The following is a 26,696-nucleotide window of genomic DNA, read 5'->3' as shown; positions in this document are numbered from 1 at the left end:
GCCGCTTCGATCGCGCGGGAGGTGTCTACTTTTTCAAATTAACGCAATTTCAAAAACTCAGTGAAATGAGCCACCACACTGCGTTTCAGAGCCGTATGTGAATTATCCGTTTACAATACTGTCCTGTTAAACGGACAAATTGCCAAAAGGATAAAATTTTATACGGGTAAAATTTTATGAAGCCCGGCTGGTGAAATCATAACCAGTAACGGGAGGAACAGTTTACAAAGTTGCTTCGGCACCAGGATAACCCACCAACATTCAACACCCGTTTGCAAACGTGTAAGTTTGTGAAACTCAGTCTGGTAGCTCATTTCACTGAGTTTTACATATTGCACCTTTTTCAAAAAGCAGCTCCCTTCTCCGCCAAGGCTACGAAGGGCAAAGCCCACCTACGCTAAAGCTACCGCTTACGCTAAAGCTTCAGCAGTCAAAGACGGTGGGCAAAGCCCACCTACGCTAAAGCTTCGGTGGGCAAAGCCAAACTTCAAATCTTCTTGTTAAAACAGGTCTCTGATCACGCGGAAAATGTCGAGCCCGAGCGCGTATGCCATCAGGCCAAGCAGCAATACCATGCCGCCCATCTGGGCATATTCCAGGAATTTCTCGGAGGGCTTGCGGCCGGAGATCATTTCCACGAGCGTAAACAGGGCATGACCACCATCGAGGCCAGGGATCGGGAGGATATTCATCAGTGCGAGTACCAGGGAGAAGAATGCCGTCAGGCTCCAGAACTGCTGCCAGTCCCACTCCGGTGCAAACATCTTGCCGATGCTGATGACACTACCGAGGGATTCATTGGTATTCACCTTTCCGCTGAAGATGAGTTTTAGCTGCAGCCAGTATCCTTCAAGGGTTTCAATACTTTTCTTGAATCCGGCAGGGATGGCTTCGAAGAAGCCGTATTTGATTTCTTTTACTTCGAACTTTTCTTTCACGGAAACCGGGTATAAGCCGATCTGTCCGTTGGCACCAATCGGTGCTTTAAGGTTCATCGTATCTGCACCCCGCAGTACCACCAGGTCAGCTGTTTTGTTCTTGCTGCCCTGGATTGATTTGCGGAACTCATGGTAATAAGGCACGGGCTTGTTGTTCACGGAAAGGATCCGGTCGCCGTGCCGTAATCCGATTTTTCCGGCTACTGTGGTGTCCACCACGGAGTCAATGGCCAGGAAAGGCACCCGCATATCAATGAAATTGATTGCCTTGTAATGGATCAGTTTGGCGGCAAAATCGTCAGGAATGTTGATGGTAACCGGCTGACCGTCCCGCTCAACTTCCATGGTCTTTGCACTGCCCAGCACCACTTTCAGGGGAATCTTGCTGAACCGGTCAATATATTCACCGTCTACTGATTTGATCTGGTCACCATCTCGAAGGCCGATACTTTGGGCCAGGGAATCTGTTGAAATGCCGTAAGCCAGTTTATTGGTAGGTACATAGCTTTCCCCCCAGTGCCATAACATAACGGCGTAGATGGTAAAGCCGAGTATGAGGTTCACCGTTACCCCGCCCAGCATGATAATCAGCCGCTGCCAGGCTGGTTTGCTCCGGAACTCCCAGGGTTGTGCAGGTTTTTTCAGCTGCTCCTTGTCCATGCTCTCATCGATCATTCCGGCGATCTTCACGTATCCGCCGAAAGGTACCCAGCCGAGACCGTATTCCGTTTCACCTATTTTTTTCTTGAAAAGGGAAAACCAGGGATTGAAAAAGAGATAGAATTTCTCTACCCGGCATTTGAACCAACGGGCCGGAAGGAAGTGCCCAAGCTCATGCAGAACAACTATAATGGAAAATGATAAGATGAACTGTCCCGCCTTAATTCCTGCCTCAGCCCAGTTAATTGCTAGCAAACTCATACTGATAATTCGTTCCGGTGCTTTTTTTGAATGGTGACAAATATCCGGGAAAAATGCTCAACAAGCTGATAAAATTTTACTAATGGGCAACGTTGGCAACCCGTATCTTGTCAGGCTTAAAAACACGTACATGAAAAAATTTGTTCTTGCCGGGGTGGTTATGGTTGCATTGGCTGCCTGTATGAAAACGAGCACTCCACCCGCTGCTGAACGCATTTATGCTTCAATGTCCTTTAGCGTAGTACAAAGTCCTGATACTGCCGCAGTTGGAGATACAGTAAAATCCTATGTAACCGTTACCGGAAGCAATACCTGTTACAAATTCGAAGGATTTAACGGCACACCAAGTGCTGGTAACCAGTATGATATCCGGGCAGTGGGATCCATCCCCAACCCCGATTATTCCGGGTATGACCCATCTGCCTGCATGAACTTTCCCATTACCAAGGACACTTTCCTGACGATCACGCCGAAAGCGACCGGCAAACTGGTATTCCGGTTTTACAACAATGACGTCCTGTTCAGGGCAGATACGCTTGTTGTGGTTAATCCATAAACGTCAGAGATGGATGAGCGTAGCGGCAAATTCGCGCGCGTTGGCATCCGTTTCGAAATATTCATCCAGGGTGGGCTGGGCAATGAAGGGAATCCTGGCCATGGTCCTTTCTACTACGTCGGTCATGTCGAGAAAGCCCACCCTGTTTCTTAAAAAGGCAAATACGGCGATCTCATTGGCCGCATTCAGGATACAGGGCAGGTTACCGCCACGGTGCAATGCTTCGGTTGCCAGTGCCAGGTTCCGGAAAGTTTTGATATCCGGTTCTTCGAATGCAAGCGTATTCGGCTTTCGGAAATCATACCGGGGAAATTTGTTCTGCAGCCGGTTGGGAAATGCCAGCGCATACTGGATCGGCAATTTCATATCAGGCACACCCATCTGGGCTTTGATGCTGCCGTCCTCGAACTGCACCATACTGTGTATAATACTTTGCGGATGTACCAGTACCTGGATCTGATCCGGGCGCAGGTCAAATAACCACTTCGCTTCGATCATTTCCAGTCCCTTATTCATCAGCGTAGCGGAATCGATGGTGATCTTTGCGCCCATATTCCAATTAGGGTGCTGCAATGCATGGTCCCGTTTCACATTCACCAGGAAGTTGGGTTTCTTGCCCAGGAAAGGCCCGCCGGAGGCGGTCAGGATGATCTTGTCGATCGGATTAAGGTTCTCTCCCACCAGGCACTGAAAAATGGCAGAATGCTCGCTGTCCACCGGGATGATCGGCACCCTTTTTTCGATGGCTTTTTTCATGACAATATCGCCTGCAACAACGAGTGTCTCTTTGTTCGCCAGGGCTACTGCCTTCCCCTGCTCTACCGCCTGCAGGGTCGGTTTAAGTCCGGCGAACCCCACAATGGCTGCCAGCATCATGTCGTAACAGTCCATCGCCGCCACTTCTTCAATGGCGTTCTCGCCGGCAAATACCTTGCAATCTGTGCCGGAAAGCGCTTCCTTCACTTTTGTATAACGGCCTTCATCCCCGATCACTACGATATTCGGCTGAAACTGCTTTGCCTGCTGCACCAGCAGTTCATCATTCTGCATGGCAGTCAGCACTTCCACGGAAAACAATCCGGGGTTAGCAGCAATCACGTCGAGTGCCTGTCTTCCAATGGATCCGGTTGAACCAAAAATGGCGATTCTTTTCTGCATCATTATTCCTTGTGGCGAACAGCAAATTAAAGGATAATTGTTTACAGGTCCAATAGCGACTGTTCAGCTGCCCGGGTAGCTGCAAAGCCGAATCCCTCCAGCACGGATTCCATTGAGGATTTTATTTCCCCGTTCATCAGGTTTCCGATACTGCCTTCATGGGTATGCGCTACGGTATGCTCCGGGTGATAGCTGCCATACTCGATCGACAACCCCACTGTTTTGTAGGCATCCCGGAAGGGCATCCCCTGCAATACGAGTTGGTTTACGGCCTCTACGCTGAAGAGGTACTTATATTTTTCATCCTGCAGGATACCTTCCTTCACCTCAATATGTTCCAGCATGAGGCTGGCCATTTTGAGGCAATCCTTCAGGGTGCCGAATGCAGGAAAAAGGTGTTCTTTCAGCAATTGCAGGTCACGATGGTATCCCGACGGCAGGTTGGTGGTCATCATCATGATCTCGTTGGGCAGGGCTTTCAGCCGGTTGCAATGCCCGCGGATGATTTCAAACACATCCGGGTTCTTTTTATGCGGCATGATGCTGCTGCCGGTAGTCAATTCAGGGGGAAACGTAATAAATCCGAAATTCTGGTTGAGGAACAGGCAGGCATCCATGGAAAGTTTAGACAACGTGTCCGCAAGGTTGGCCAGCGCCATGGCAACGATGCGCTCTGACTTGCCCCTTCCCATCTGCGCGTAAACGACATTCACATTCATCCGTTCAAAACCCAGCAATTCGGTTGTTCGTTGCCGTTGAATGGGAAAAGATGAGCCATATCCCGCCGCAGAACCGAGTGGGTTTTTGTTCACTACCTTATACGCCGCCTGCAAGGTGAGGAGGTCGTCTACCAGGCTTTCTGCGTAAGCACCGAACCAAAGCCCGAAGGAAGAAGGCATGGCCAGCTGCAAGTGCGTGTAACCTGGCAGCAATTTGTCTTTATGCAATTCACTGAGCGACTGCAACAGCGTGAAAAATGGCTGTACAGCTTCCGTGAGCGACTGCAATTCGTCACGCAGAAACAGTTTCAGGTCAACCAGCACCTGGTCATTGCGGCTGCGTGCGGCATGGATCTTCTTACCGGTGTCGCCGAGTTTTTCGGTGAGTAAAAATTCAACCTGTGAATGGACATCTTCCACGCCATCCTGTATGCGGAAGTTGCCGTTTTGGATGGTGGCATAGATATCCCTGAGCGCATCGAGTAACTGACGGCATTCCGCTGCGGTAAGCAGCCCGATCTCGGAAAGCATGATAGCGTGTGCCATATTTCCCAGAACATCCTGCCGGGCCATCATGGTATCGAATTCACGGTCGCGGCCAACCGTAAACTGTTCCACTTCTTTAAGGGAGTCGGTATTTTTCTGCCAGAGCTTCATGTGAATGGTTTTATGCAGCGCTTGTCGGAAAAGGAAGTGTCATCGCTTTTCCAATGAGGGTGATATAATCGTCGATGCCTTTTTCGATTTCGCTAAGGTAGATGAATTCATCGGCGGTATGGCTCCGGGCGCTGTCACCGGGACCACACTTGAGTGCCGGGAAAGGCATGAGGGCTTTATCGGAACTGGTGGGTGACCCGTAATATCCTTTTCCCATTGAAATCCCCGCTGCTACCAGCGGATGGTCCGTTGCGATGGCCGTTGCCCGCAGGCGCATACTGCGCGGCGTCATTACGGAACTGACTGACTTCCGAACCATCTCAAGGATCTCTTCATGCGCATAACTATCCGTCACCCGGATATCAACGGTGAACCGGCAATCTGCCGGCACAACATTATGCGCATTATTCTCCGTCTGGATCACGGTTACGGTCATCTTTACCGGCCCCAGTGTTGGCGATACTTCGGGAAACTGAAAATTCCGGATCCAGTTGATATCGTTAAGGGCGAGGTAAAGTGCATTCAGGCCTTCTTCCCTCGCAGCGTGCCCGGCTTTACCGGTTGCCACGCCATCCAGTACCAGTAATCCTTTCTCGGAAACCGCCATTTCCATCTGGGTGGGCTCTCCTACGATGGCCGACCATAAACGGAAAGTTTCACCATCGCTGGTGCGGGCAGCCTCAAGAAACGCTTCATCTTTCAGCAGCGCTTCGATCCCATTGAGACCGCTGATCTCTTCTTCAGCGGTCGCAGCCAGCACAATATTCCAGGGAAGATCATGCTGCGTATAGAAAAACAGGAATGCGGCGATCAGCGCCACCAGTGGCCCGCCCGCATCATTGGATCCCAGTCCATAGAGGCGGCCATCTTCCACCTGCGGTACGAATGGCAGGCGTGTATATTGCGGATTGGGCTTCACGGTATCATGGTGGGAGTTCAGCAGCAGGCTGGGTTTCCGGGGATCAAAATGCCGGGGGAATGCCCAGACATTATTACCGCTGCGCCGCGCTGTTACGCCCTGCCGCTCCAGGAACTGCACCAAAGCGGTGGCCGTTCCTTCTTCTTCCCTGCTGAGGGAGGGTATGCGAATCAGTTCCTGCAACAGGTCAATAGCTGCTGCATATAGTTGCGTTTGACTCATGCGGTGATGAGGGTTCCGGTGGTTTTTGTGGTAGTGTTCTGAAGGAGGTCTTCAGCGTGTCCGATCAGTACTTCCTTTACGCCGGCGTCGATCGCTGCGAAGGCGTTATCGAGTTTCGGCAGGATACCGGCAAACAATTTTCCTTCCTGCCGGAGTGTCGCATAGCTGTTCCTGTCAAGGTGCGTGATCACGGAGGCGTCATTATTGACATCTTCCAGGATACCTTTTTTCTCGAAACAATACAGCAGGCGAACATTGTATTGTACACTCAGTGCTTCGGCGATCACAGCAGCCATGGTATCGGCATTCGTATTGAGCATGTGCCCCTGCCCATCGTGGGTGAGTGGTGCGAGTACGGGAATAAAGTCATTGTCCAGCAAAACCTGCCAGCGATTCACAGGGATCTTTCCGGCTTCCACATCGCCCACCCAACCAAAGTCGATGGTTTTTACGGGCCGTTTAATGGCAGGTAACAGGTTCGCATCAGCACCCGTGATACCGATGGCATTGCATCCGAGTGATTGCAGCTGCGCTACGACCTGCTTGTTGACAAGCCCGCCGTAGACCATTGTTACCAGGTCAATGGTAGCATCATCGGTGATGCGCCTGCCGTCAACATAGTTGGATTTGATGCCCAGCTGGTCGCCAAGCCTCGAGGCGATCTTGCCCCCGCCATGCACCAGCACTTTCGGGGAGTCGATCCGGTGGAAATCTTCCAGGAAACTGTTTAGCGCTTCGGGATCATCGATCACATTGCCGCCGATCTTGATGACAAATACCTGTTTCATTTACGGCGGATTAGTTCCGACAATACGGCCTGTGCTGCCCACACCCGGTTACCTGCCTGTGTAGTCACGATGCTGTTCGGTCCGTCGAGAATCTCATCGCTGAGTTCCACATTACGGCGTACCGGGAGGCAATGCATCACTTTCGCATTGTTGGTGAGTGCCAGTTTTTCGTTGGTGAGCATCCATTCGGGATCATTTACATAGATCTTGCCGTAGTCGTTGAAGGTGCTCCAGTTCTTAACATACACGAAGTCTGCATCCTTCAGTGCTTCATCCTGGTCGTGTGTGATGGTAGCTCCCTTTGTAAAGGAAGGTTCGAGTTCATAATCTTCAGGGTGAGTAATCACGAAATCTGCTTCCCCCCAGGCATTCACCCATTGAGCAAAGCTGTTGGCTACGCATTGCGGCAGTGGCTTCACATGTGGTGCCCAGGTCAGCACAATCTTCGGCTTCCGTGCGGGCTTGCCGGTAGCGGTATCGAGTTTGCCCTGCAGTGCCAGTTGTTCTGTGATCGTGATGATATCGGTAAAGCTCTGCAACGGATGCAGTGTCGCGCTTTCCAGGCTCACGATGGGAATGCCGGCGTATTTGATAAACTGGTTAATATACAGTTCGCTGTAATCGTCTTCACGGTTCTTCAGGGATGGAAAGGTGCGGATGCAGAGGATGTCAAAATATTTGCCCATGATCGGCGCTGCGTCTTTCACGTGTTCTACTGTGTTGCCGCTCATAATTGCTTCCTCTTCGAATTCCAGGGCCCAGCCTTCACTGCCCACATTGAACACTACGGCTTCCATGCCGAGCTGTTGCGCTGCCACCTGGGTACTGAGGCGCGTCCGCATACTAGGATTCAGGAACAGCATGCCGATTCGCCTGCGTTCACCGAGGGTCACATCCTGGTATGGGTCGTTCTTATAAGCTAAAGCCCTACTGACCAGTGCCGGGATGTCCGGTACGTCAGCAACGGAAACAAAATGATTCATTATGCGGTAATTGGGGTGGACGACAATTCAAGGGTGGTGATTTCTGCCCGGATCGCTTCCAGGAACTCATCTGCTTCTTCTTTGCTGAGCGCAAGGGAAGGCAGCAGGCGGATCACATTGGGTTTGGCTTCACCGGTGAAAATATGGTGTTTGCTGAGCAGGTTCTTCTTCAGGTCTTTCAGGTTATCCGGAACATCGAAACCAATCATTAGTCCCACGCCCCGCACATTGGAAATGCCGGGTAATTGCCGCAGGGCTTCCATCAGGTATTCGCCGGTTTCAGCCGCTTTTTCCATCAGGTCTTCAGCTTCCATTACTTCCAACACGGCCAATGCAGCAGCGCAGGCCAGCTGGTTGCCACCAAATGTAGTGCCCAGCATACCATATTTGGGCTGGAGGTGCGGTGCAATGGAAATACCGGCTACCGGGAAACCGTTGCCCATGCCCTTTGCCATAGAATAGATATCAGCGTCTACACCGGCATGATCGTGAGAATAGAACTTACCGGTTCTTCCGTAACCGCACTGCACACTGTCGGCGATATACACCGCACCATATTCATCGCAGCAGGAACGGATGGCCTGCAGGAACTCCGCAGTAGCCACATTGATTCCACCTACACCCTGGATACCTTCCACGATCACTGCAGCGATCTCTGATCCCTGTGCCTTGAAACAGGCTTTGAGGGAATCCGTATCGTTGAAGGGAAGGAAGATGATATTAGCGGTCTGGTTTACCGGTGCCACGATGGCCGGGTTGTCAGTAGCGGCAACGGCCAGGGAAGTTCTTCCGTGGAAGGATTTCCGGAAGGCAATGACCTTTTTACGGCCGGTATGAAATGATGCGAGTTTCAGGGCATTTTCATTGGCTTCCGCACCGGAATTGCAAAGGAATAACTGGTAGTTCTCCTTTCCGGAAAGATGGCCGAGTTTTTCCGCCAGTTCCCGCTGTTGCGGGATGAGTACGGAGTTGGAATAAAACGCGATGCGTTCCAGCTGATCTTCGATTCGTTTAACCCAGTGCGGATGGGTATGACCAATAGAGATTACGGCATGACCGCCGTACATGTCCAGGTAGGCATTTCCCTGGTCATCCCATACTCTGGAGCCACTGGCCTTTTCGATGGTGATGTTGTTCAGGGGATAAACGTCGAATAATTTCATCTGGCGTCTTTTATCGGTTTAAAAATAGTTTGCTTTCAGCTGGAGGCCTGTTGTTTCGGGAACACCGAACAGCAGGTTCATGTTCTGCACGGCCTGACCGCTGGCTCCTTTCAGGAGATTGTCGATCGCGCTGTGCACAACGAGTTTGGTTCCGGCTTTTTCCAGGTGGATCACCGCTTTGTTGGTGTTCACCACCTGCTTGAGAAAAATGGTATCGTCGGCGACATGCGTAAACGGATGTCCTTTGTAAAATTCTTTATAAAGGGCCACCAGGTCGCGGATCGGGCGGTCGAGCGTGAGGGTGGAGCTGATAAATATCCCTCTTGTAAAATCACCGCGCCAGGGCACAAAATGAAGACCGATCGCCTTGTCGGGAATCGCGTTGACCGTGGCGGACTGTAATTGCTGCAGGGATTCGCCGATCTCTCCCAGGTGCTGGTGCGACAGCGTTTTGTACGCCTGGATATTATTGGCTCTCCAGCTGAAATGAGAAGTAGCTGCGAGCGATTGTCCTGCCCCGGTGGATCCGGTGATGCCGGTAGTATAGATCTCATCCAGCAACCCGGCATGTGCCAGTGGTAAAAGCCCCAGCTGGATGGCCGTAGCGAAGCAACCCGGATTGGCAATCGCCTGCGCCGGGGCATGCCCGTTAGTGCCTGCGATCCTGTCGCGGTTCAGTTCCGGAAGGCCGTAAACGAATTGCAGGTCGCCCAGGCTGTTGCCTGCCTGCAGCCGGAAATCGTTGGACAGATCAATGATCTTCACGCCTGCCGGAAAAGTATTTGCTTCCAGGAATTTTCGCGCTTCGCCATGCCCGGTACAGAGAAATAACACATCAATATCCGTGCTGAGCTCACCGGTGAACAGTTGTTCTGTTTCTCCCAGCAGGTCATGGTGAATGCTGTATAAAGGTTTTCCAGCGCTGCTCTTGCTGTGTACGAATGTTATCTCAGCAGCGGGATGGTGTACCAGCAGCCGGATCAGTTCTCCGCCCGTATACCCTGCTCCTCCTATTATGCCGACCTTGATCACTTGTTTCTGTTTAGAATGTTACTTTTTGCTGTTGGCCTCTTCGTTCACACTGTTCCAGATCGCAGTCTGGTTGCCAAAGATTTTACTGAAGCCTCTTACGTCATCACCTGACCAGCCATTGTTCATCTCACCGTACTTGCCGAATCTGGAAGACATCAGGTCAAAGGCTGATTCGATGCCGGTCACCTGGAAACGGTATGGCATCAGTTCCACAAATACATCACCGGTCACCTGTTGCTGACTATTGGCGAGGAAGGCTTCGATATCCCGCATTACCGGGTCGAGGATCTGCCCCTCATGCAACCAGTTGCCATAAAACTGTGCCAACTGATCTTTCCAGTTCAGCTGCCATTTGGTAAGCACATGTTTTTCGAGCGCATGGTGCGCTTTGAGGATCACCATCGGCGCGGCAGCTTCAAAGCCCACACGCCCTTTGATGCCGATGATCGTATCACCGATATGAATGTCACGGCCGATACCAAAGGGACCGGCAATGCTTTGCAGGAAGAGGATCGCATCGGAAGGGTGATCGAAGGTGCGGTCATTAATGCCGGTGAGCTCACCTTTTTCAAAGTGAACTTTCACCTGTTCGCCGGTGGTTTTGGTTACCTGTGTTGGCCACGCGGATTCGGGCAGCATGCCATTGGAAGAAAGGGTTTCTTTGCCGCCGACGCTGGTACCCCAAAGACCTTTATTGATACTGTATTTGGCTTTTTCGGCGTTCATATTCACGCCTTTGCTTTTCAGGTATTCAATTTCTGCTTCCCGGCTGAGTTTCAGATCGCGGATGGGGGTGATGATCTCCACGCCGGGGATCATGATATGGAATACCATATCGAACCGTACCTGGTCATTGCCGGCGCCGGTGCTGCCGTGCGCTACGGCATCGGCATTGAGCTTTTTCACATGCTCGGCGATATGGATCGCCTGGCTGAGCCGCTCGGCGCTTACACTCAGGGGATAGGTATTATTCTTGAGGACATTACCATATATGAGGTACCGGATGATCCGGTCATAGTATCCTTTGACGGCATCTACTGTGGTGTGGCTTTTCACGCCCAGTTTATACGCGTGCTGCTCGATCTGGTCCAGTTCTTCTTTGGTGAAACCACCAGTATTCACAATGATGGAATGCACTTCAAATCCGCGGTCTTCGCTGAGGTATTTTACACAGAAGGTTGTATCGAGACCACCACTGAATCCAAGTACTACTTTTTTGGCCATGTTGACGATTGAACAGTTTTAAAAATGAAAAAGGGAGCTAAGTGCAGCGAACATTTTTTTCTTACCGGCATCACCGCCTCCGGCATTTTCCTGGGCCTGCTTTTTCTTGAAGACCTTGAGGAAGCGGGATTGTTTGAACCGCAGCAGGCGCTCATAGGCTTTGGAATGCTGCTTGAAATCTTCAGCAGTTTCCTCGGGCTTGTAATGATCTTTGGGATCGTAGAGCATGGCGGTGCAGAGGCAGTTTTTTCTTTCCTTGCTGGTAAGGATGTCAAAGTTGACACAGCTTTTGCAGCCGGCCCAGAAGGCTTCGTCCTGCGTGAGTTCGGAATAGGTCACCGGTTCGTATCCCAGGTCGCTGTTGATCTTCATGACGGCGAGGCCGGTGGTGAGACCGAACAGTTTGGCATTCGGGAATTTTTCCCGCGACAATTTGAAGGTGCATTCCTTAATGCGTTTGGCTACACCGCTCTTCCTGAAATTTGGGGATACGATCAGCCCGGAATTCGCCACATATTCTCCATGGCTCCAGGTTTCGATATAACAGAAGCCTACCCATGTTCCGGTGTCAGTCAGGGCGATCACTGCCTTTCCTTCGCGCATTTTTTCAGCGATATAGTCCGGCGATCTTTTAGCGATACCGGTTCCCCTCGCTTTTGCGGAAGATTCCATCTCATCAGTGATGGTGGATGCAAAATGGATATCATCGGGAGTGGCTACCCTCACGATAATGGATGTTGTTTCCAACGGCAATAAATTAAGGATCAGAAGATGTTTTTAGCGGTACACCAGTGGTGTGTAAAAAAGTCTCGGGGCTTTTTTCACTGATAGGGGCCGGTGCAAAGGGCTCGTCCTATCAGCAACCACGTCGCGGTCGCGGGTACAAACAAAGGGTAGCTTCCGGGGAGAATACAACCAGGCCGTTCATCTGAACAGGGGCACTATGTTGTTGGAATGCTTTCATCTTTACGCCAGTGTTTTTAATTTGCTCGCCAAAATTATACGATTTTGCCGGAATGCAGGCAAAAAAAATATATAAAACTCAGCGGCTGAGGCTAACAAGCGTAAGCTTTACGGGTTTCACGCAGGGCGTTTTTGTTTTCACGCAAAGCACGCTAAGGGGCAAAGCCGCAAAGAATTTGCAGACAATGGAGCTGATAGCGATGCAACATACGGAGGGTTTTACACCCGAAAGTTTACCAGCCTGCGGCTGGAAGATCGCAAAGGTTCGCTTCGTAATGGCGGGTTGGATCCGCGAAAATTCTTGAGGTGTGCTTAACAGGTTATGTGCCCCGCGCAATAATTTGGAAATCGCAATGCTTGCAGCATCCATACTATCACCAATTTCAAAAAATCTTTGCGCCTTTGCCCCTTTGCTTGGTGCCAAAGGCGCCATTGCGTGAAAAACACTGCGTGAAAAACACTGCTTGCAGAGATTTAGCCTGGGGGCAGGATTATTGTTCCACAAAAGACTCCAGCGCAGTTGCCAGGCTTCTGTCGTTGCTCAGGCGCGGAACTTTATTCTGACCACCGAGTTTACCCTGTGCTTTCATGTATTCGATAAAGCCGTTGCGGCGGACAGGCCTGATTTTCAGGGGCAGAAGGATATTGCCGGTGATCAGGTCGTCATAATAGATGTTCTTATTGCGGAGGTTCCCATCCACTTTGCCGGCAAAGGCTTCCAGGTCATCGGGTGCGTGATCGAACTCCACGAACCACTCATGGTAGCTTTTGCCTTCCTGTTGCGAAATCATGGGTGCTACAGTAAATTCTGTGATATGAACACCCGACTCGGTGGCGGCTTTCATGAGGCTGTATTCCACTTCTTCACCAATCACATGTTCGCCGAAAGCGGAGATGAAATGTTTGATGCGCCCGGTAACGACGATCCGGTAGGGATTCAGGGAAACGAATCGTACGGTATCACCAATATTATAACTCCAGAGCCCGGCGTTACTGTTGATGATGAGTGCGTAATTCTCTCCTGTTTTCACCTCCGGCAGGGAAAGACGGGTGGGGTTTTCAGAGAAGATCTCACCTACCGGTACGAATTCGAAGAATATGCCGCTGTTGGTATTCAGCAACAGGCCTTCTGATAGTTGTGAATCCTGGAAAGCGAAAAAGCCTTCAGAAGCCGGGAAAGTTTCAATGGTGGCAACGGGGCGGCCGATGGTCTCCAGCAGGCGGGCACGGTAGGGTTCGAAATTAACGCCGCCGTGAACCAGCACGGAGAATTCGGGGAACAGGTCACCCACTTTTTTACCGCTGCGTTGGGTCAGGCGGTCAAAATACATCTGCATCCATGGCGGGATACCACTGATCAGGGTCATGTTCTGATCGATGGTCTCCTCTACGATCCGGTCGAGTTTGGTCTCCCATTCGTCGATACAGTTCGTCTCGTAGGTGGGTAGCTGGTTGGTACGCAGGTAACTGGGAATCTGGTGATTAACGATGCCGCTGAGGCGTCCGGTGGGGATGCCCCCTACCCTTTCGAGTTCCGGGGACCCCGATAAAAAGATCATTTTCCCGTCAAAGACCCGGGTGCTGCCCATTTCGGTGAGGTTGCAGAAAACTGCATTTCTGCCCGTATTGAAATGGTTGGGCATGGATTCTTTGGAAATGGGAATGTATTTGACGCCGGAAGTGGTTCCGGAGGTTTTGGCCAGGTAAAGCGGCTGACCTTTCCATAATATATTATGCTTCCCTTCCTTGATCTGGTTGATATAAGGCTTCAGGGATTCGTAGTCGCGGATGGGGACCGCCTGGCGGTAGGCTGCCAGGGACATGCCCTCTTCGAGCCGGTGATCCTTGCCAAATTGAGTATGGGCGCCGGTTTTAAGGAGATCCTGAAAGATAGCTTCCTGGTCGGGAACTGCCTGTTGCATGGACCGCCGGATCTGTTTTACCACGTATGCCGCAAACGGTTTGGCAAGAAAAGACTTGAATTTCATGGTACTGTGTTCGATGAACGCCGACAAATTTAGGTGACCATTTGCTTCCTGCCCCGTAAATTTGGGGTAATTATTTCTGAAAAAGGGTTGGGAGCTACCAAAAATCTCCTTACCTTTGCACTCCTAATTTTGGTAAGTTATGTTTGCAGTTGTTAAAATAGCCGGACAGCAATTCAAGGTTGAAAAAGACCAGACTTTGTACGTTCCTCAGATTGCAGGAAACGCCGGCGACAAAGTAGAATTTTCTGAAGTGTTGCTGGTTGACAACAACGGCAGCCTTACTGCTGGTGCTGATGTAAAGACAGTGGTAAAAGCTGAGATCGTTGATCACCTGCAGGGTGACAAAGTGATCGCCTTCAAGATGAAGAGAAGGAAAGGTTTCCGCAAGAAACTTGGTCATCGTAATCACTACACCAAAATCAGGATCAGCGAAATCGCGTAACCGCGGATAACGTCCGCAAAAATTCATAGATCATGGCACACAAAAAAGGTGAAGGCAGCGTAAAGAACGGTCGCGATTCACAAAGCAAGCGTCTCGGAGTAAAGATCTTCGGTGGTCAGCCAGCTATTGCCGGCAACATCATCGTGCGTCAGCGCGGAACAACTTATCATCCTGGTAAGAACGTTTCTGTTGGCCGCGATTTCACCCTCTTCGCTGACATTGACGGCGTAGTGGAGTTCCGCAAAACCAGGGGTGATAAAACTGTTATTTCGGTTACTCCCGTTGAAGTTGTCGCTTAATCAATTCCGATTAAACGGCAAAAAAAATTTTGCAGTTTCAGATTAGTTTATATTTTTACGGTGTAATAACCCATTTACTAATCATTAAATTCTAAAAAAATGGCAACTGCAAAAAAAGCCGTTAAAAAAGCTGTAGCAAAAAAGGCTGTTAAGAAAGCCGTTAAAAAAGCTGTAGTTAAAAAAGCTGTTAAGAAAGCCGTAGTTAAAAAGGCTGTTAAGAAAGCTGCTGTTAAAAAAGCAGTTAAGAAAGCAGTCGTTAAAAAAGCAATCAAGAAGGCTGTCGTTAAGAAAGCTATCAAGAGAGCTGTTGTTCGTAAAGCTATCGCTAAGAAAGCAGCTGGCAAATAAGCCAAATTGCTCGCAGTTTAATGATACTGAAGTCCCGGTTTTACCGGGACTTTTCTTTTTGAAAAAGGCCGCAATTTGCGCTTCCCCCTTCACTTCCCGCTATTAAATGTTATTCCTTCTGCTCCAGTACCCTGGCTTCACGCAGGGAATGTGTGGCTTTAGTCTCAGTTTTCAGACCTGGTTGCACGTTTTTCACGCCAGGTCGCAAAGGAGCAAAATCGCAAAGGATAGGTGTAAAAAAAAGGTTTCCTAATTTCTACCCGGGCTGACCGTAGTGGGCCGAATCTCTTGTCGGGTTGCCGATCCGCCGGCATTGAAATGGAACAAAATTCTAACATGACTACCCAATAACCAAAGTTTGACCCTTCGCATTTACCCGTTCCCAAACAAACCGAAACAACGCCGCAACTCCTAATAAATTTGCGCCTTTGCTCCTTTGCGACCTGGCGTGAAAAAAATGCAACAGAGCCGCCAAATGCGCAGCATTACATAGTCAATCAATACTTACGGGAAACACACCGCATGTGAATACCCCTATCACCACCACTCACTTTAACTTCGCGAGCCAGGTGTCGAAAGCTTCGCGCGAAAAACTACTGAGATTGCGGGAAGCAGTAAGGCCACCCTTTTGCGCGCTGATCACGCCATACCGGATATCGTCAAAACCTTCCACCTGGTGCGCATCAGGATCAATGGACAACAGGCAACCTTTTTCCATGGCGTAGGGGATCCAGCTCCAGTCGATATCGAGTCGCCGGGGATGCGCATTGATCTCAATGACTACCTTATTTTCCACGCAGGCATTTATGATCGCATGATGGTCGACGGGGTAACCGGGACGGCTAAGCAGCAGTCTGCCTGTCATGTGACCGAGGATGCGGGTATATGGATTACGGATTGCATTCAGCAGCCGCATCATTGCCTTTTCTTCCGTCATCTTCAGGTTACTGTGCACAGAGGCAATTACAAGATCAAAACTCGCCAGGATCTCATCCGGATAGTCGAGGCTGCCGTCATTCAGGATATCTGACTCGATGCTTTTATAGATGCGGAAAGGTGCCAGTTTCCGGTTGAGTTCATCGATCTGTGCATGCTGCTCGCGTACGCGCTCAACAGAAAGTCCGTTGGCATAAAAAGCTGTGCGGCTGTGATCGCTGATCACCAGGTATTCCAACCCTTTGGCAATACAGGCTTTCGCCATTGTTTCCAGGTCGTGTAACCCGTCGCTCCATGTACTGTGAGAGTGGATGATCCCTTTAATGTCGTCTACCTGGATCACTGGGGCCAGTGGACCGCTGGTTGCCTGTTGAATGGTTTCGGGTAATTCACGCTGATTCACCGGGATTCCATGCACCCCGGCCTGTTCAAAAATTTCAGCTTCAGACGCATAGGTCGTTCCAGGTGAAAATCCTTTCTGCTGAAACGTATTCAGGAATAATTCACTGCATGAGGAAACAAAACGTTTGACCACAAACTGGCTGGTGGTGCAGGTAGTAAACAACACCTGGATATGCTGACTGCTTCCGGCAAGAAGACTTTCCGGTGTTTGTTGAGTGATCGTAAATGACGCTGCCTCGAGAAAGGATTGCAATTCTCCTACGGGAACCGTACTCAACACTTCGAGCTGGCTGACAATATTGCTCTGGCGAAGTGCCTCTCCTGCCAGGGAAACCTGCTGTTCAGGGAAAGCTTTCTGAAGGCTGCCGATTAACTGCAGCGCAAAACTTTCGATCTCCGCATAAAGGAAATGCCCTTTATTGGTGAAGTAAAAATGAATGGATTGCTTTACACTTTCCTGTGTCTTCTCGCCGAAACCCTTGTACAGCAACAGGCGGTTCTCATCGCAGGCATACAGCAATTCTCCCAATGATTCCAGCCCCATCTCCTTCCAGATGGTTGCGATCTTTTTGGGGCCAAGCCCCTTGATTTGCATCATCTCGAGAATGCCTGTGGGTGTTTGCGTAACAAGATCATCCAGCACTTTGAGGCGACCGGTTTCCAACAGTTCTATTATCTTCTTTGACGTGCTGTCGCCTATTCCTTTCAGTCCGGCGATCTTTTCGGAAGGTGTGTCTGCCAGTTGCAGCGGAAGCTTTTCAATATTGAATGCCGCTACACTGTAAGATTTCGATTTGAAGGAATTCTCCCCATGAATATCCATGAGTTTTGACAGAAGCGAAAACTGGTCGGCTATGGCGTAGTTGTCGAGCATGATGGTAGCTTGGAAAGTCAAATGTAGGCAACTCAACCGGCAGGGCAGCAAAGCCGGCAAAGGATTTTCCCGCAAAGGGGCTCTCGCAAAGACGCCAAGGTGCAAAGGCGCAAGGGAAATGTATCTGAGAGTAACTTTGTTGGGCCCGAAAAATTTTATACTCGGGAAGCAGCAATCAATTTCAACCATACTTCTATTTTGCGCCTTTGCACCCTGGCGTGCTTTGCGCGAAACAAAAAAAGGCGCGCAGCGCCGCCCGTGCATGACTCAAAACCCAAAAATTCCTGCGTAAAATCTTTGCGCGCTTAGGCCTGTTCGTTGATCAGCGGTAATTCCACGAAGAAGGTGGTCCCCTGCCCTTCGCTGGTCTCGAACCAGATGCGCCCCTTGGCCTGCTCCACGATGCCCTTGCTCATGGCGAGCCCCAGGCCGGTACCTGAACTTTTCGTAGTGAAATTCGGGGTGAAGATCTTGGAGCGCATCGCCTCGGGAATGCCGTGGCCATTGTCAGAAATGCTCACCAGCACTTTATGATCTTCCGCTTCTTCCAGCACCCGCACCATACGGTCATCATCATTGATGGTAGCTTCCACGGCATTCTGCAGCAGGTTGGTGAACAGGCGGTTTAGTTGTGTACGGTCCGCATTTACCATCAGTTTATGGTTGACCGGAATCCAGCTGAAACGAACCTGTTCGCTGGCGTTATACAGGTGTGAAAGCGAATAGAGAATTTCGTGGAGATCAAAGACTTCATTGGTAGCCATGCTGATATTGGCAAACTGGGAGAATTCACTGGCAATCTTGGAAAGGTGGTCGATCTGCTCCACCAGGGTGCGGGCGACATTGGCCGTCAGCTGCTTCACATCACCGGTATTGGCGTCTGTAGCTTTCTGCAGGTACTGGATACTCAGCTTCATCGGCGTCAGCGGATTCTTGATCTCATGCGCCACCTGCCGGGCCATCTCCCGCCAGGCCCCTTCCCTTTCACTCTTGGCTAGTGCCGCAGCACTTTCTTCCAGTTTCAATACCATCTTGTTGTATTCCGTCACCAGCTCACCGATTTCATCATCACGGTGCCATTCGATCTCATCGTTGTGCTGTCCAAGACTCACTGCCCGCATCTTTTCACTGATCAGCGAAAAAGATGACGTGATCCGGTTGGTAATGAAGAGCGCGATCACACCGGCAAACAGGAAGATAAAGGCATTCAGGTTGATGATGGTCACAAGAAAGTTGGAGATCTCTTTTTTCAGTTCTACCTGGGAGTCAAAAGAAGGCATATTCAGGTAGGCATAGGCGTTGCCCTGGTCGTCCCGAACGGGCGAATAGATACTCTGGTAACTGATGCCACCCATCTGTTCTTCCGTGGTCACCTGCACGAGCCGCTTCCGGTGAATCATGAAATAAGCCTCCGGATTCATGCGCACACTCAGGATGCCCTTGTCATATATAAAAGGATTGGAAGAAAGGCGCAATTCACCGTTGGTATCATAAATATTGATATCGGTACCGTGGATCTCAGATACTTCCTGCACCAGGCTTTCCAGAATTTCATTCTGCCCCTCTTCATACAACTTCAGCATATAATCAAAGAAAGTACGGCTGCTGATCTTTGACTGCACTTCATTTGTCATGATCTGGATGGCCTTGCTGAGCTGATCCTGCTTGTTCTTGTTATATCGGTTGATGAAGAAAAAGATCGTAGCCGCACCGATCACCAGGAAGGAGAAAAGACTGATGAAGATGATCGTGCCATGCACCTGGGTGCGCAGGTTGAGCTGCATTTCCTTGCGGATGAGGCTGAGCCGCAGGCGCGAACGGACGAGCATGGCGGCCAGGCGGAAAAGTCCAAGAAGCACGAGGAATGTGGTAAACAGGTAAGCCACAAGGGTCATGGATTCCAGCCAGAGGTTATCGCGGCGGGCGATCACCACCACCTTGGCATCATCACGATACCAGAGTTCATCATAATTATAGGATTGGCGCCTCGTGAAACTGGCTTTCGGAACCTGTGCCGGTGACAGCCGGGTGGGAAAGGCATAATCATTATAATAGTCCACCAGCTCGCGGTTGTTATAGATGGCGTAGCTGTAGATGGGCGAATACTCATCCGGCAGAAAGTCTTTGCGGGCGCGGAACAGTTCCGGTACGAGCGCATCGCTCTTGTATTTTTTGGGCTCAGATAAAACAAACATAAATCCTACGGCCACCCCCGCAGAGTCAGTGATCATCTTGCGGGAGATGTAGGAAAATTTGTCGAAGGACTTTTCAAAGTAGCGCATGTCGGCCACATTGGTCGGCTTGCCTTCTATCCGGAAGATGGTGTTCAGGGTATCGTAACTGACTGAATTATCATTATACAGCGGTTTTTCAGCGGCATCAAAGGTGTAGATCCGTGTGTCGTATTTATTGAGGTAGGCGCTGAAATTCTTATTAATGAGACTGTCTTTCAGGTAATGGTTGCTGGACTCTACCCGGAAGCGGTCAAAATTGGCGTAAAGAAAATCGTTGTCGAAATAGGTCAGCGCAATACTGAGCAGTCTTTCGCTGGTCGGGTCAGCCTGCAACGAAAGTTTTTCGGCTGTCCGCTTCCGTTGTTCCAGTTCAATGCGGCTATTCTCGGCAATGATGATCAGGGAAATCGAAACCGAGTACAGGAAGATCCACAGCAACAGCACGGAGATCGACCAGCGGCTGTCTACCGAACTCACCACAGGGAGGCGCATCAGCCAGATGTACCCGATCAGCCATAGCAGCACATAAATATTTAATTCCACCAGAGAACTGCCCTCAATGAAAGTGATCATCATCAGCCCGAACAGGGCCATGAGCGCATAAAACACGATTGACCGGCCTTTCAGCAGGGGTTGCAGCAACCGCATGATCACCGTGGAGGCGAGGAAATAACTCAGCGCCAGCATAGCCAGCACTACAAAGCCGAAGAAACTGTAGCGGTCAAGGCTGAAAAAGTTCGTGACGTTAAAGGATATGCGCGCGTCGGCAATAAGGCTCTGCACCACGGCGGCAAGTACAAATGTGATGACTACCATCATCAGTGCCCCGGCGGCAACGATTGGCCAGTGCAGCAATTTCCCTCTCCATTCCGCGAGCGAAAAACGATACGTCTTGCGGTTCACGAAAAAGAGCAGCCAGGAAAACAGAAAGGCATTGATCAGGAGATCACCGAGGGACGAGTTGATGGCATTCGAACTGTAGATAGAAGGATCAAACAGGTCATATGCCCGCCAGCTCAACCCTTCCTTGAACCAGTACGTCATCGCACGCAAGAAGAAGATGGTAACCATCAGGAACAGGATCCCCCGCAAAACGCCATATGTTTCACAAATGGCGGTGGCAATATTGTGGATGATGATCAGGAGCAGGATAACACCAAGCACCTCCAGCAGCAGGGCCCATTCATTGGCGGACTGACCGGCGTAGCGGTTCTTGGGTTCGAGGTAAAAGAGTGCACTGCCATCTATTGAACGAACGGGATATTGCGTTTCTGTTTCGAGCAGGGATACACTGTTTTCCGCCTGCGGAAAATTGACAAATTGCTTCTGCAGGTTGCTGTTCTGGATAAAATACTCCGTGCGGATCGGAACGAGAGCAATCAGCAGCAAGGAATCCCGGGCAAGCGGCACCAGTTTCCGGACGTATTCATATTGTCCGTTGCGCAGACTGACCAGCCGCCGTGTATCCGGCGCATAAATGACTTCAGCGTTTGGCTCGGACTGCTGGTTGCTCCAGAATGCAAGGCTCCAGTTCTGGTAGGGCGCGGGTTTATACAGGTAAATGCCGAAATCGAGGTCTATTAGTTTGCGGAGTTGTTGTTCTGTATAGGTACCTTCAGAAAAGACCTTCAACTGAACAGTATCCCTGGCGACCACGTCGATCTGGGTTTCCAGCTGGCGGATCCGTTTCTGTATGGCTGACTGGAGATAAGGGGCACTGGAGGCGCCGGAATAGTAATTATTGATGATAAACGCAATGGTGAACAGCCAGGCCGAAGCCAGGAGAAAATAGGCATTACGGTTTAATATGAGCAGGGCAAACTTTCTCAAGTAATCCGTTTTTCAGCTTTGATATCATTCCAGAGCGCATCCATTTCCGTCAGTGTCATATCTCTTAATGATTTTCCCAGTGCTGCCGCCCGGGCTTCCATCGCCGTAAACCGGTGGATGAATTTTCGATTGGTCCGTTCCAGGGCATTTTCGGCATCGAGGTGCAAAAACCGTGCATAATTGATCAGGGAAAATACCAGATCCCCAAACTCTTCTTCCGCATGCTCCTGGTCACCACTGGCCACTGCAGCATGCAATTCCTGCATTTCTTCCTCCACTTTATCCCAGACCTGCTCGCGGTTGTCCCACTCAAAGCCCACCTGTTTGGCCTTTTCCTGTAACCGCATCGCTTTCACCGTAGCAGGAAGTGATTGCGGTACGCCACTTAACACAGAAGTTTTGCCTTCCTTTAACTTCAGCTGTTCCCAGTTCTTCTTCACCTCCTCTGCATCTTTCACTTCCACATCGCCATAAATATGCGGATGTCTCCGGATCAGTTTCTCGCAGATTCCATTGAGCACCTCGTCCAGGGTGAACTGGTTCTGTTCTGTTCCGATCTTTGCATAGAAAACCAGGTGAAGGAAAAGATCGCCCAATTCCTCTTTAATGCCTTTCCAGTCGGATGTGGATATGGCGTCCGCCAGTTCATACAATTCTTCGATGGACTGCTGCCGCAACGTATGAATAGTCTGCTTTCTATCCCAGGGGCATTGTTCCCGCAACTCCTCCATGATCTGAACCAACTGGCCAAATGCGGTTGTAGCCTGCTCACTTGCTGCCATAAAATATTTTTTTAATGTCCTCCTCCGGAACCTCCCATCATCGTTACACTGAGCGCTGTAAATACAACCACCAGGAATACCATCATTACGAGGCTTAACCAATTCAACAAAATAAATTTAAGAATGGTTTTACCGCGTCGCTGTCCGTAAAACTTCCGCATGCTCTTGTACTGGTAAAAATAGATCCCCGTCATCAGCAGGAACTGCAAAATGGGTAAAATTGCAGACCCTGACCTTTCGTTCAGTTTCAGGAAAACAAACCACAGCAACAGGAAGATAAAAGTGGCACAATACAGGTGAATGGTATAAATGGCGTGATCAGCATAAAATAGGTTCTTGTTCCGCACATACAGCAGTTGAAGGATCAGTGCATACAGGGGTAACGACACGAACAGCATTTTGGGAAACTGATGCAGCAGGTTATCGACAAAATTTTTCAGGTATGCCTTACTGCCCTGGTTATGACCATCTTCCACTGCGCGCACCACCAGTACAGCGAGGTTCCGTTTGAGAAAGCCATCCCTTTCTGCCTTCGGTAATGCCTGTTGAATGTGCTGGTAAGCCAGCACAGAATGCAGGTTGTATTTTGTAACCTCTTCATTGAAACCTGTGGAAGACTTTGACGTATCTGCATTCCATACTTTTCTGGGCTTCATCATATCCGGCACCTCCACGCCTTTTCTGGCGAGGGAATCAGATACTGATTTTATTGCCTTATCAGCTTCCTCATTATCGGTAATCTTCGTGGAATCTGCCGCTATTTTCTTTTCCAGCGCCAGCTTCTCCGCTTCCAGGGTAGCCATCGCTTTCACCACCGCCTGGCGACGAACACTATCCTGTTGTTTAGGTAAGGTTTCTTCCAGGTTATCGATCGCCTGGTTAACCTGTGTCAGTTGGGCTTCCCGCTTTTCTTTCGTGGAAGTGATCATATTCTTTGCATTGAAAAGCATGAAGAAGAATATGAAAAAAATAGCCGAAGTGAATACATACATCCGGATAGGATGCAGGTAACTGGCACGGCGACCGCGGATATACTCCTTTGACAGGAATCCCGGCTTCGTGAGCAACAGCCTGATCGTGCTGAAAAACTTTCCATCGAAATGGGTGATATCATACACAAAGTGCGTCAGCAGGCCCCAGAATGTCTCTTTGGGTACGATATTTTCCTGTCCGCAATGCTGGCAATAATGACCTTCTACAATGGTTCCGCAATTCAAACAATCTTTTTCCGTTCTTTGGGGATAATGCGACACTTTCCTGAAATTTGAATAAAAATAGATGAAAAATATCCTATTCGGCCTATTTGTCCTGCCCTTTCAATTCGCTTATTCCCAATACTATTATAAGGATATCGTTACCACCCGGGAGACGAACCGCCAATACGCACAGCTCACCGCTGCCGGTGTGCGCAAAGTGGAACTTGCCAGCTTTGACGGCAATTCCAATGAGACTGCGGGTTTCAGCGCGGGACAAACAATCGATCCGGCCAAACGGACCATCCTCAGCACGACTACAACTGCCGTTATCGGAAATTCTTTTGTGCTGGCTACCTATAACGCTAACGGACAGTTGATCAGCACCAACGACAGCACGCAGGAAGCCGTTACCAAAACAGCGTATGAATATGATGCAGAAGGCCGGCTGACCCGGCTGACCAGTAACAGCAAGTCAGACAATATCACCAATTCAGAAACCCACACCTACCAGTATAATCCTGATGGCACCCCCAAAAACATGACGCGGATCAGGAACAATTCCGATACTTCCCTGATCGAGTTTCTGCCGGATGAGAAGGGGCTGGTGGGTGAAGAAAAGACAATAAAATCTGCCATTCCCGTTCCGGCATTCTATTACTACCACGATGCTTCCGGGAGACTGACCGACGTTGTGCGTTTTAATCCGCGTGCCAGTCGGCTCCTTCCCTACTATATGTTTGAATACAGTCCAGAGGGACAACTGAAAAAGATGACCCTGGTGCCTGCCGGCACAAGTGACTACCAGGTATGGTACTACCAATATGAGCAGAATGGCCTGAAGAAAATGGATCTGTGCTATAACAAACAGCAGGAGTTGCTGGGGAAAGTGGTGTATAGTTATTCGAAGTGAGGAGAAGGTTGAGGAGTTTAGAAGTTGAGGAGTTTAGAAGTTTATTAGTTGCAGCGATGCTTGTGGAAAGCTGTATTGCACGATTAATCGGCCAAAGCCTCAGGTTCGTCAGGCGTCAAGGATCAGAAAAAGCCCCACTTACCATAAATCTGCCAGGAGCGTTATTCTGGCAGAAGAAGTATTAAAGCGTCTGATTTTCTGAAACGAAGTCTGGTAGCGGATTTCAGAGCAATTAATAAATTACCAATTTTTAGAAACCCACCTCCCATTACCCAGGGCTCATTCATTATGGCAAGTGCTTCAACTGTCTGGCAGTGCCTGATGCGACCGCGAGCCATTCATCGCCCGGCGGCGAGCGCCATCAGGTACCAGGCTGCGTGCGGCAACCATTGCTCTGCCCAACGCCAGTCAATATCTTTTCCGGTTTGCGCATAGGAGAGATTAAAATCGATGCCGGCCTCATTTTCCACACCACTGGTGATTCCGTTGACGATGCCGCCAGGCGCATTGTTATACTCAAAAGTACCGAAGAAGCCATAGGCGGGATTATTATAGCCGGTGCCCTGCAACATGGAGGCATCGTAGGGGTTCAATCCCAGGATCCAGTTCAGCTGGTCAGCTGCGTATGCCTGCAGGCTGTCCGCAAAAGCCCGCTCGCCGGCAAATACAGCAGCGCCCATTCTCGCGGCAGTGGCCAGCGAACCGAGACGGGCATTCTCTCCCTGCCACCAGGGCGCAGCTTCTGAACCGTGGGGAAAGAAAAAGGATGTCCACCGCCGGCCGGCTGTATCCTGCACCAACTGCCTTGCATACCCGAACGGGTTATTGACTTCACGGGTAATAGTCATTTCGAAACGCAATGAAACGCCAACTGCTTTTTTGATCGCTGCAGCCTGTGCCGCATCTGCCATTGGCAACCATTCCAGTAAGGCAACCACGGGCAACCCGGCATCCGAAGGATGAAAAAATGGCCGGTCCGCATCATCTGCCCGCCAATAATACTGGTACTTTTTCCAGGAAGTCTGCAGGCGTGTCAGCAGCGCACCGGCCCGCCTGTTGGCGACTGCCTTGTATTTCGTGTGTTTGGTGGTACGGTACAATTCAGTTGCGGCTGTCAGCGCACAGTAATCGTCCAGGATATTTTCCTTGCCGTCATTGGTCAGGCGGGCATTGTTGGCTTCGAGAAAATCGAAAGCGCGCACAGCTGCGTCGAGATAATCCTTCCGGGTAAACTCACCGCTGGTATCATATCCCGCCGCCATGGCGAGCGCAGCGATGGACAGTCCCCCGCCGGAACGAAAACTCACCTGGTAGCCCAATGGATCCTTCCCTTCTGCACCGCCGCCAAATGACTGGTCTTTTGTTTTTTTAATGGCATAACCAGAACTCTCCGGGGCGATCACACGGTCCTTTGCCAGTTTCCCGGGTCCCGGCGCCTGTACAGACCGGTAAAAGGATCCGCCTTTCACCTGGATCCGAACGAGATAGTCCGCACCATAAAGCGCTTCATCAAAAAGGCGGCGGTTGATCTGCCGGAAATCAGTTCCGGGTCGCTTACGGAATCCTTCATAAGCTTTGAAAAGGCTGTATGCAGTCAATGAAATCTGCTGCGGGTTAAAATAACTGGAAAAAGACAGGTGCGACAGGTGCTTTCCATAGTCACCCGTGGCATCATACCAGCCCCCATGGGCATCAATATTATTGTCAGGGAAGGCTTTCATTGCCAAATGGTGATCTGCGGCATCAAAAAGGCCGGTGGAGCGCTGGCCCTTGAAATAATAAGTGAGATCTGAAAGTGTAGCCTTTTCCAGCAACTGGCTGTCGATCTGAAAAGGATGCGACAGTATACCGGTGCCGGCCAACCGCAACTGAAAAGTACCCGCCTGGCGAACGTTGCTGAAGTCAGCCGTATAATAAATGTGTTTATCCCATCCCGCAATACCTCCCCTGGAAACGAGCGGACCGCTTTGAATCAGTTTACCATCGGCGGTGCTGATTAGTTCCCAGGTGGGCTGGGCAACGGTTTTGTCTGCCTGCAGCAGTGCATTTTTGGCGCCGCGCATATCATATCCAACATGATTGGTCAGCCAGCGTTCCTGCTGCGCCCGCAGCGACATAATGCCCGCCATCAACGCCAACAGCAACAGAACAACATGAAGCTTTTCCTGTGAGCTAAAAGACCGGTGAAAGTTCATCAGGGATTTTCCCGGGA

The 26,696-nt window shown here is 50.2% G+C and carries 21 protein-coding genes; 5 read left to right on the top strand and 16 right to left on the bottom strand.

The genetic code is table 11. The features are described 5' to 3' along the window. Window positions 1–500: 500 nt before the first annotated feature. The gene (gene rseP, locus FPE01S_RS11210; protein WP_046369095.1) at window positions 501–1,859 is read right to left on the bottom strand and encodes an RIP metalloprotease RseP; all 1,359 of its coding nucleotides are present in this window, start codon (window positions 1,857–1,859) and stop codon (window positions 501–503) included. A 130-nt stretch (window positions 1,860–1,989) separates the two neighbouring features. Here rseP and FPE01S_RS11205 point away from each other — a divergent pair, with 130 nt between their 5' ends. Further along, window positions 1,990–2,415 carry a hypothetical protein gene (locus FPE01S_RS11205; protein WP_157473992.1) on the top strand — a complete coding sequence of 142 codons (426 nt, stop codon included), beginning with the start codon at window positions 1,990–1,992 and terminating at the stop codon, window positions 2,413–2,415. 3 nt (window positions 2,416–2,418) lie between these two features. Here the strand turns inward: FPE01S_RS11205 and FPE01S_RS11200 are convergent, their stop codons facing one another. The 10 genes from FPE01S_RS11200 to FPE01S_RS11150 form a co-directional block, all read right to left on the bottom strand. Beyond that, the gene (locus tag FPE01S_RS11200) at window positions 2,419–3,576 is read right to left on the bottom strand and encodes a 1-deoxy-D-xylulose-5-phosphate reductoisomerase (protein WP_046369093.1); all 1,158 of its coding nucleotides are present in this window, start codon (window positions 3,574–3,576) and stop codon (window positions 2,419–2,421) included. A gap of 38 nt (window positions 3,577–3,614) precedes the next feature. Then, complete coding sequence (argH, locus tag FPE01S_RS11195) at window positions 3,615–4,949, bottom strand: argininosuccinate lyase (protein WP_046369092.1); 1,335 nt, start codon at window positions 4,947–4,949, stop codon at window positions 3,615–3,617. A 10-nt stretch (window positions 4,950–4,959) separates the two neighbouring features. After that, window positions 4,960–6,090, bottom strand: a complete 1,131-nt coding sequence (locus tag FPE01S_RS11190; protein WP_046369091.1) for a M20 family metallo-hydrolase — start codon at window positions 6,088–6,090, stop codon at window positions 4,960–4,962. Next, a complete protein-coding gene (argB, locus tag FPE01S_RS11185; RefSeq protein WP_046369090.1) occupies window positions 6,087–6,878 on the bottom strand; it encodes an acetylglutamate kinase in 792 nt (263 codons plus the stop codon). Before argB ends, FPE01S_RS11190 begins: the two co-directional genes overlap by 4 nt. Next, window positions 6,875–7,861: a Rossmann-fold NAD(P)-binding domain-containing protein gene (locus FPE01S_RS11180; protein WP_046369089.1), complete on the bottom strand. Its 987-nt coding sequence runs from the start codon at window positions 7,859–7,861 to the stop codon at window positions 6,875–6,877. The genes argB and FPE01S_RS11180 overlap by 4 nt, the downstream gene beginning before the upstream one ends. After that, a complete protein-coding gene (locus FPE01S_RS11175; protein ID WP_046369088.1) occupies window positions 7,861–9,024 on the bottom strand; it encodes an aspartate aminotransferase family protein in 1,164 nt (387 codons plus the stop codon). Before FPE01S_RS11175 ends, FPE01S_RS11180 begins: the two co-directional genes overlap by 1 nt. Window positions 9,025–9,042: 18 nt before the next feature. Then, window positions 9,043–10,056, bottom strand: a complete 1,014-nt coding sequence (argC, locus tag FPE01S_RS11170) for an N-acetyl-gamma-glutamyl-phosphate reductase (RefSeq protein WP_046369087.1) — start codon at window positions 10,054–10,056, stop codon at window positions 9,043–9,045. A gap of 18 nt (window positions 10,057–10,074) precedes the next feature. Next, window positions 10,075–11,280 (bottom strand): argininosuccinate synthase, encoded by a 1,206-nt coding sequence (gene argG / locus FPE01S_RS11165; RefSeq protein ID WP_046369086.1) that lies wholly within the window; start codon window positions 11,278–11,280, stop codon window positions 10,075–10,077. An 18-nt stretch (window positions 11,281–11,298) separates the two neighbouring features. Beyond that, a complete protein-coding gene (locus FPE01S_RS11160) occupies window positions 11,299–12,027 on the bottom strand; it encodes a GNAT family N-acetyltransferase (protein ID WP_046369085.1) in 729 nt (242 codons plus the stop codon). 707 nt (window positions 12,028–12,734) lie between these two features. Continuing rightward, window positions 12,735–14,231, bottom strand: a complete 1,497-nt coding sequence (locus tag FPE01S_RS11150) for a GH3 auxin-responsive promoter family protein (RefSeq protein WP_046369083.1) — start codon at window positions 14,229–14,231, stop codon at window positions 12,735–12,737. A 139-nt stretch (window positions 14,232–14,370) separates the two neighbouring features. On the opposite strand from FPE01S_RS11150, the gene rplU reads away from it, so the two are divergent. The 3 genes from rplU to FPE01S_RS11135 all read left to right on the top strand — a co-directional run bounded on the left by rplU (window position 14,371) and on the right by FPE01S_RS11135 (window position 15,320). Further along, window positions 14,371–14,673: a 50S ribosomal protein L21 gene (gene rplU, locus FPE01S_RS11145; RefSeq protein WP_046369082.1), complete on the top strand. Its 303-nt coding sequence runs from the start codon at window positions 14,371–14,373 to the stop codon at window positions 14,671–14,673. Window positions 14,674–14,705: 32 nt separating this feature from the next. Next, complete coding sequence (gene rpmA / locus FPE01S_RS11140; protein WP_046369081.1) at window positions 14,706–14,972, top strand: 50S ribosomal protein L27; 267 nt, start codon at window positions 14,706–14,708, stop codon at window positions 14,970–14,972. Between the two features lie 99 nt (window positions 14,973–15,071). After that, the gene (locus FPE01S_RS11135) at window positions 15,072–15,320 is read left to right on the top strand and encodes a hypothetical protein (protein ID WP_072053987.1); all 249 of its coding nucleotides are present in this window, start codon (window positions 15,072–15,074) and stop codon (window positions 15,318–15,320) included. A gap of 547 nt (window positions 15,321–15,867) precedes the next feature. Here FPE01S_RS11135 and FPE01S_RS11130 read toward each other — a convergent pair. The 4 genes from FPE01S_RS11130 to FPE01S_RS24855 form a co-directional block, all read right to left on the bottom strand. After that, entirely contained in the window at window positions 15,868–17,532 is a 1,665-nt protein-coding gene (locus tag FPE01S_RS11130) for a DNA polymerase/3'-5' exonuclease PolX (RefSeq protein ID WP_046369080.1), read from the bottom strand. 305 nt (window positions 17,533–17,837) lie between these two features. Next, a complete protein-coding gene (locus tag FPE01S_RS11120) occupies window positions 17,838–21,596 on the bottom strand; it encodes a sensor histidine kinase (protein WP_046369078.1) in 3,759 nt (1,252 codons plus the stop codon). Beyond that, the gene (gene mazG, locus FPE01S_RS11115) at window positions 21,593–22,378 is read right to left on the bottom strand and encodes a nucleoside triphosphate pyrophosphohydrolase (protein ID WP_046369077.1); all 786 of its coding nucleotides are present in this window, start codon (window positions 22,376–22,378) and stop codon (window positions 21,593–21,595) included. The genes FPE01S_RS11120 and mazG overlap by 4 nt, the downstream gene beginning before the upstream one ends. Window positions 22,379–22,389: 11 nt before the next feature. Continuing rightward, complete coding sequence (locus tag FPE01S_RS24855; RefSeq protein WP_169749157.1) at window positions 22,390–23,595, bottom strand: DUF3667 domain-containing protein; 1,206 nt, start codon at window positions 23,593–23,595, stop codon at window positions 22,390–22,392. Window positions 23,596–23,656: 61 nt separating this feature from the next. Here FPE01S_RS24855 and FPE01S_RS11105 point away from each other — a divergent pair, with 61 nt between their 5' ends. Beyond that, window positions 23,657–24,484, top strand: a complete 828-nt coding sequence (locus FPE01S_RS11105; protein ID WP_046369076.1) for a hypothetical protein — start codon at window positions 23,657–23,659, stop codon at window positions 24,482–24,484. 338 nt (window positions 24,485–24,822) lie between these two features. On the opposite strand, the gene FPE01S_RS11100 is transcribed toward FPE01S_RS11105, so the two are convergent. Then, window positions 24,823–26,679: a glycoside hydrolase family 9 protein gene (locus FPE01S_RS11100; protein ID WP_245623988.1), complete on the bottom strand. Its 1,857-nt coding sequence runs from the start codon at window positions 26,677–26,679 to the stop codon at window positions 24,823–24,825. Between the last annotated feature and the right edge of the window lie 17 nt (window positions 26,680–26,696).

Origin of the sequence: Flavihumibacter petaseus NBRC 106054, assembly GCF_000974785.1 — a bacterium.
GTDB classification, from domain to species: domain Bacteria; phylum Bacteroidota; class Bacteroidia; order Chitinophagales; family Chitinophagaceae; genus Flavihumibacter; species Flavihumibacter petaseus.
The sequence above is the reverse complement of the archived record's forward strand: the minus strand, read 5'-3'. Positions and strand labels throughout refer to the sequence as shown.

Excerpts from the sequence above, each read along its gene's own strand:
- argG (WP_046369086.1), bottom strand. The coding sequence starts at position 11,280 with ATGGCCAAAAAAGTAGTACTTGGATTCAGTGGTGGTCTCGATACAACC.
- rplU (WP_046369082.1), top strand. The coding sequence starts at position 14,371 with ATGTTTGCAGTTGTTAAAATAGCCGGACAGCAATTCAAGGTTGAAAAA.
- FPE01S_RS11105 (WP_046369076.1), top strand. The coding sequence starts at position 23,657 with ATGAAAAATATCCTATTCGGCCTATTTGTCCTGCCCTTTCAATTCGCT.
- FPE01S_RS11205 (WP_157473992.1), top strand. The coding sequence starts at position 1,990 with ATGAAAAAATTTGTTCTTGCCGGGGTGGTTATGGTTGCATTGGCTGCC.
- FPE01S_RS11190 (WP_046369091.1), bottom strand. The coding sequence starts at position 6,090 with ATGAGTCAAACGCAACTATATGCAGCAGCTATTGACCTGTTGCAGGAA.
- FPE01S_RS11135 (WP_072053987.1), top strand. The coding sequence starts at position 15,072 with ATGGCAACTGCAAAAAAAGCCGTTAAAAAAGCTGTAGCAAAAAAGGCT.
- FPE01S_RS11100 (WP_245623988.1), bottom strand. The coding sequence starts at position 26,679 with ATGAACTTTCACCGGTCTTTTAGCTCACAGGAAAAGCTTCATGTTGTT.
- rseP (WP_046369095.1), bottom strand. The coding sequence starts at position 1,859 with ATGAGTTTGCTAGCAATTAACTGGGCTGAGGCAGGAATTAAGGCGGGA.
- FPE01S_RS11150 (WP_046369083.1), bottom strand. The coding sequence starts at position 14,231 with ATGAAATTCAAGTCTTTTCTTGCCAAACCGTTTGCGGCATACGTGGTA.
- FPE01S_RS11180 (WP_046369089.1), bottom strand. The coding sequence starts at position 7,861 with ATGAATCATTTTGTTTCCGTTGCTGACGTACCGGACATCCCGGCACTG.
- rpmA (WP_046369081.1), top strand. The coding sequence starts at position 14,706 with ATGGCACACAAAAAAGGTGAAGGCAGCGTAAAGAACGGTCGCGATTCA.
- argH (WP_046369092.1), bottom strand. The coding sequence starts at position 4,949 with ATGAAGCTCTGGCAGAAAAATACCGACTCCCTTAAAGAAGTGGAACAG.
- FPE01S_RS11175 (WP_046369088.1), bottom strand. The coding sequence starts at position 9,024 with ATGAAATTATTCGACGTTTATCCCCTGAACAACATCACCATCGAAAAG.
- FPE01S_RS11200 (WP_046369093.1), bottom strand. The coding sequence starts at position 3,576 with ATGATGCAGAAAAGAATCGCCATTTTTGGTTCAACCGGATCCATTGGA.
- mazG (WP_046369077.1), bottom strand. The coding sequence starts at position 22,378 with ATGGCAGCAAGTGAGCAGGCTACAACCGCATTTGGCCAGTTGGTTCAG.
- FPE01S_RS11130 (WP_046369080.1), bottom strand. The coding sequence starts at position 17,532 with ATGCTCGACAACTACGCCATAGCCGACCAGTTTTCGCTTCTGTCAAAA.
- argB (WP_046369090.1), bottom strand. The coding sequence starts at position 6,878 with ATGAAACAGGTATTTGTCATCAAGATCGGCGGCAATGTGATCGATGAT.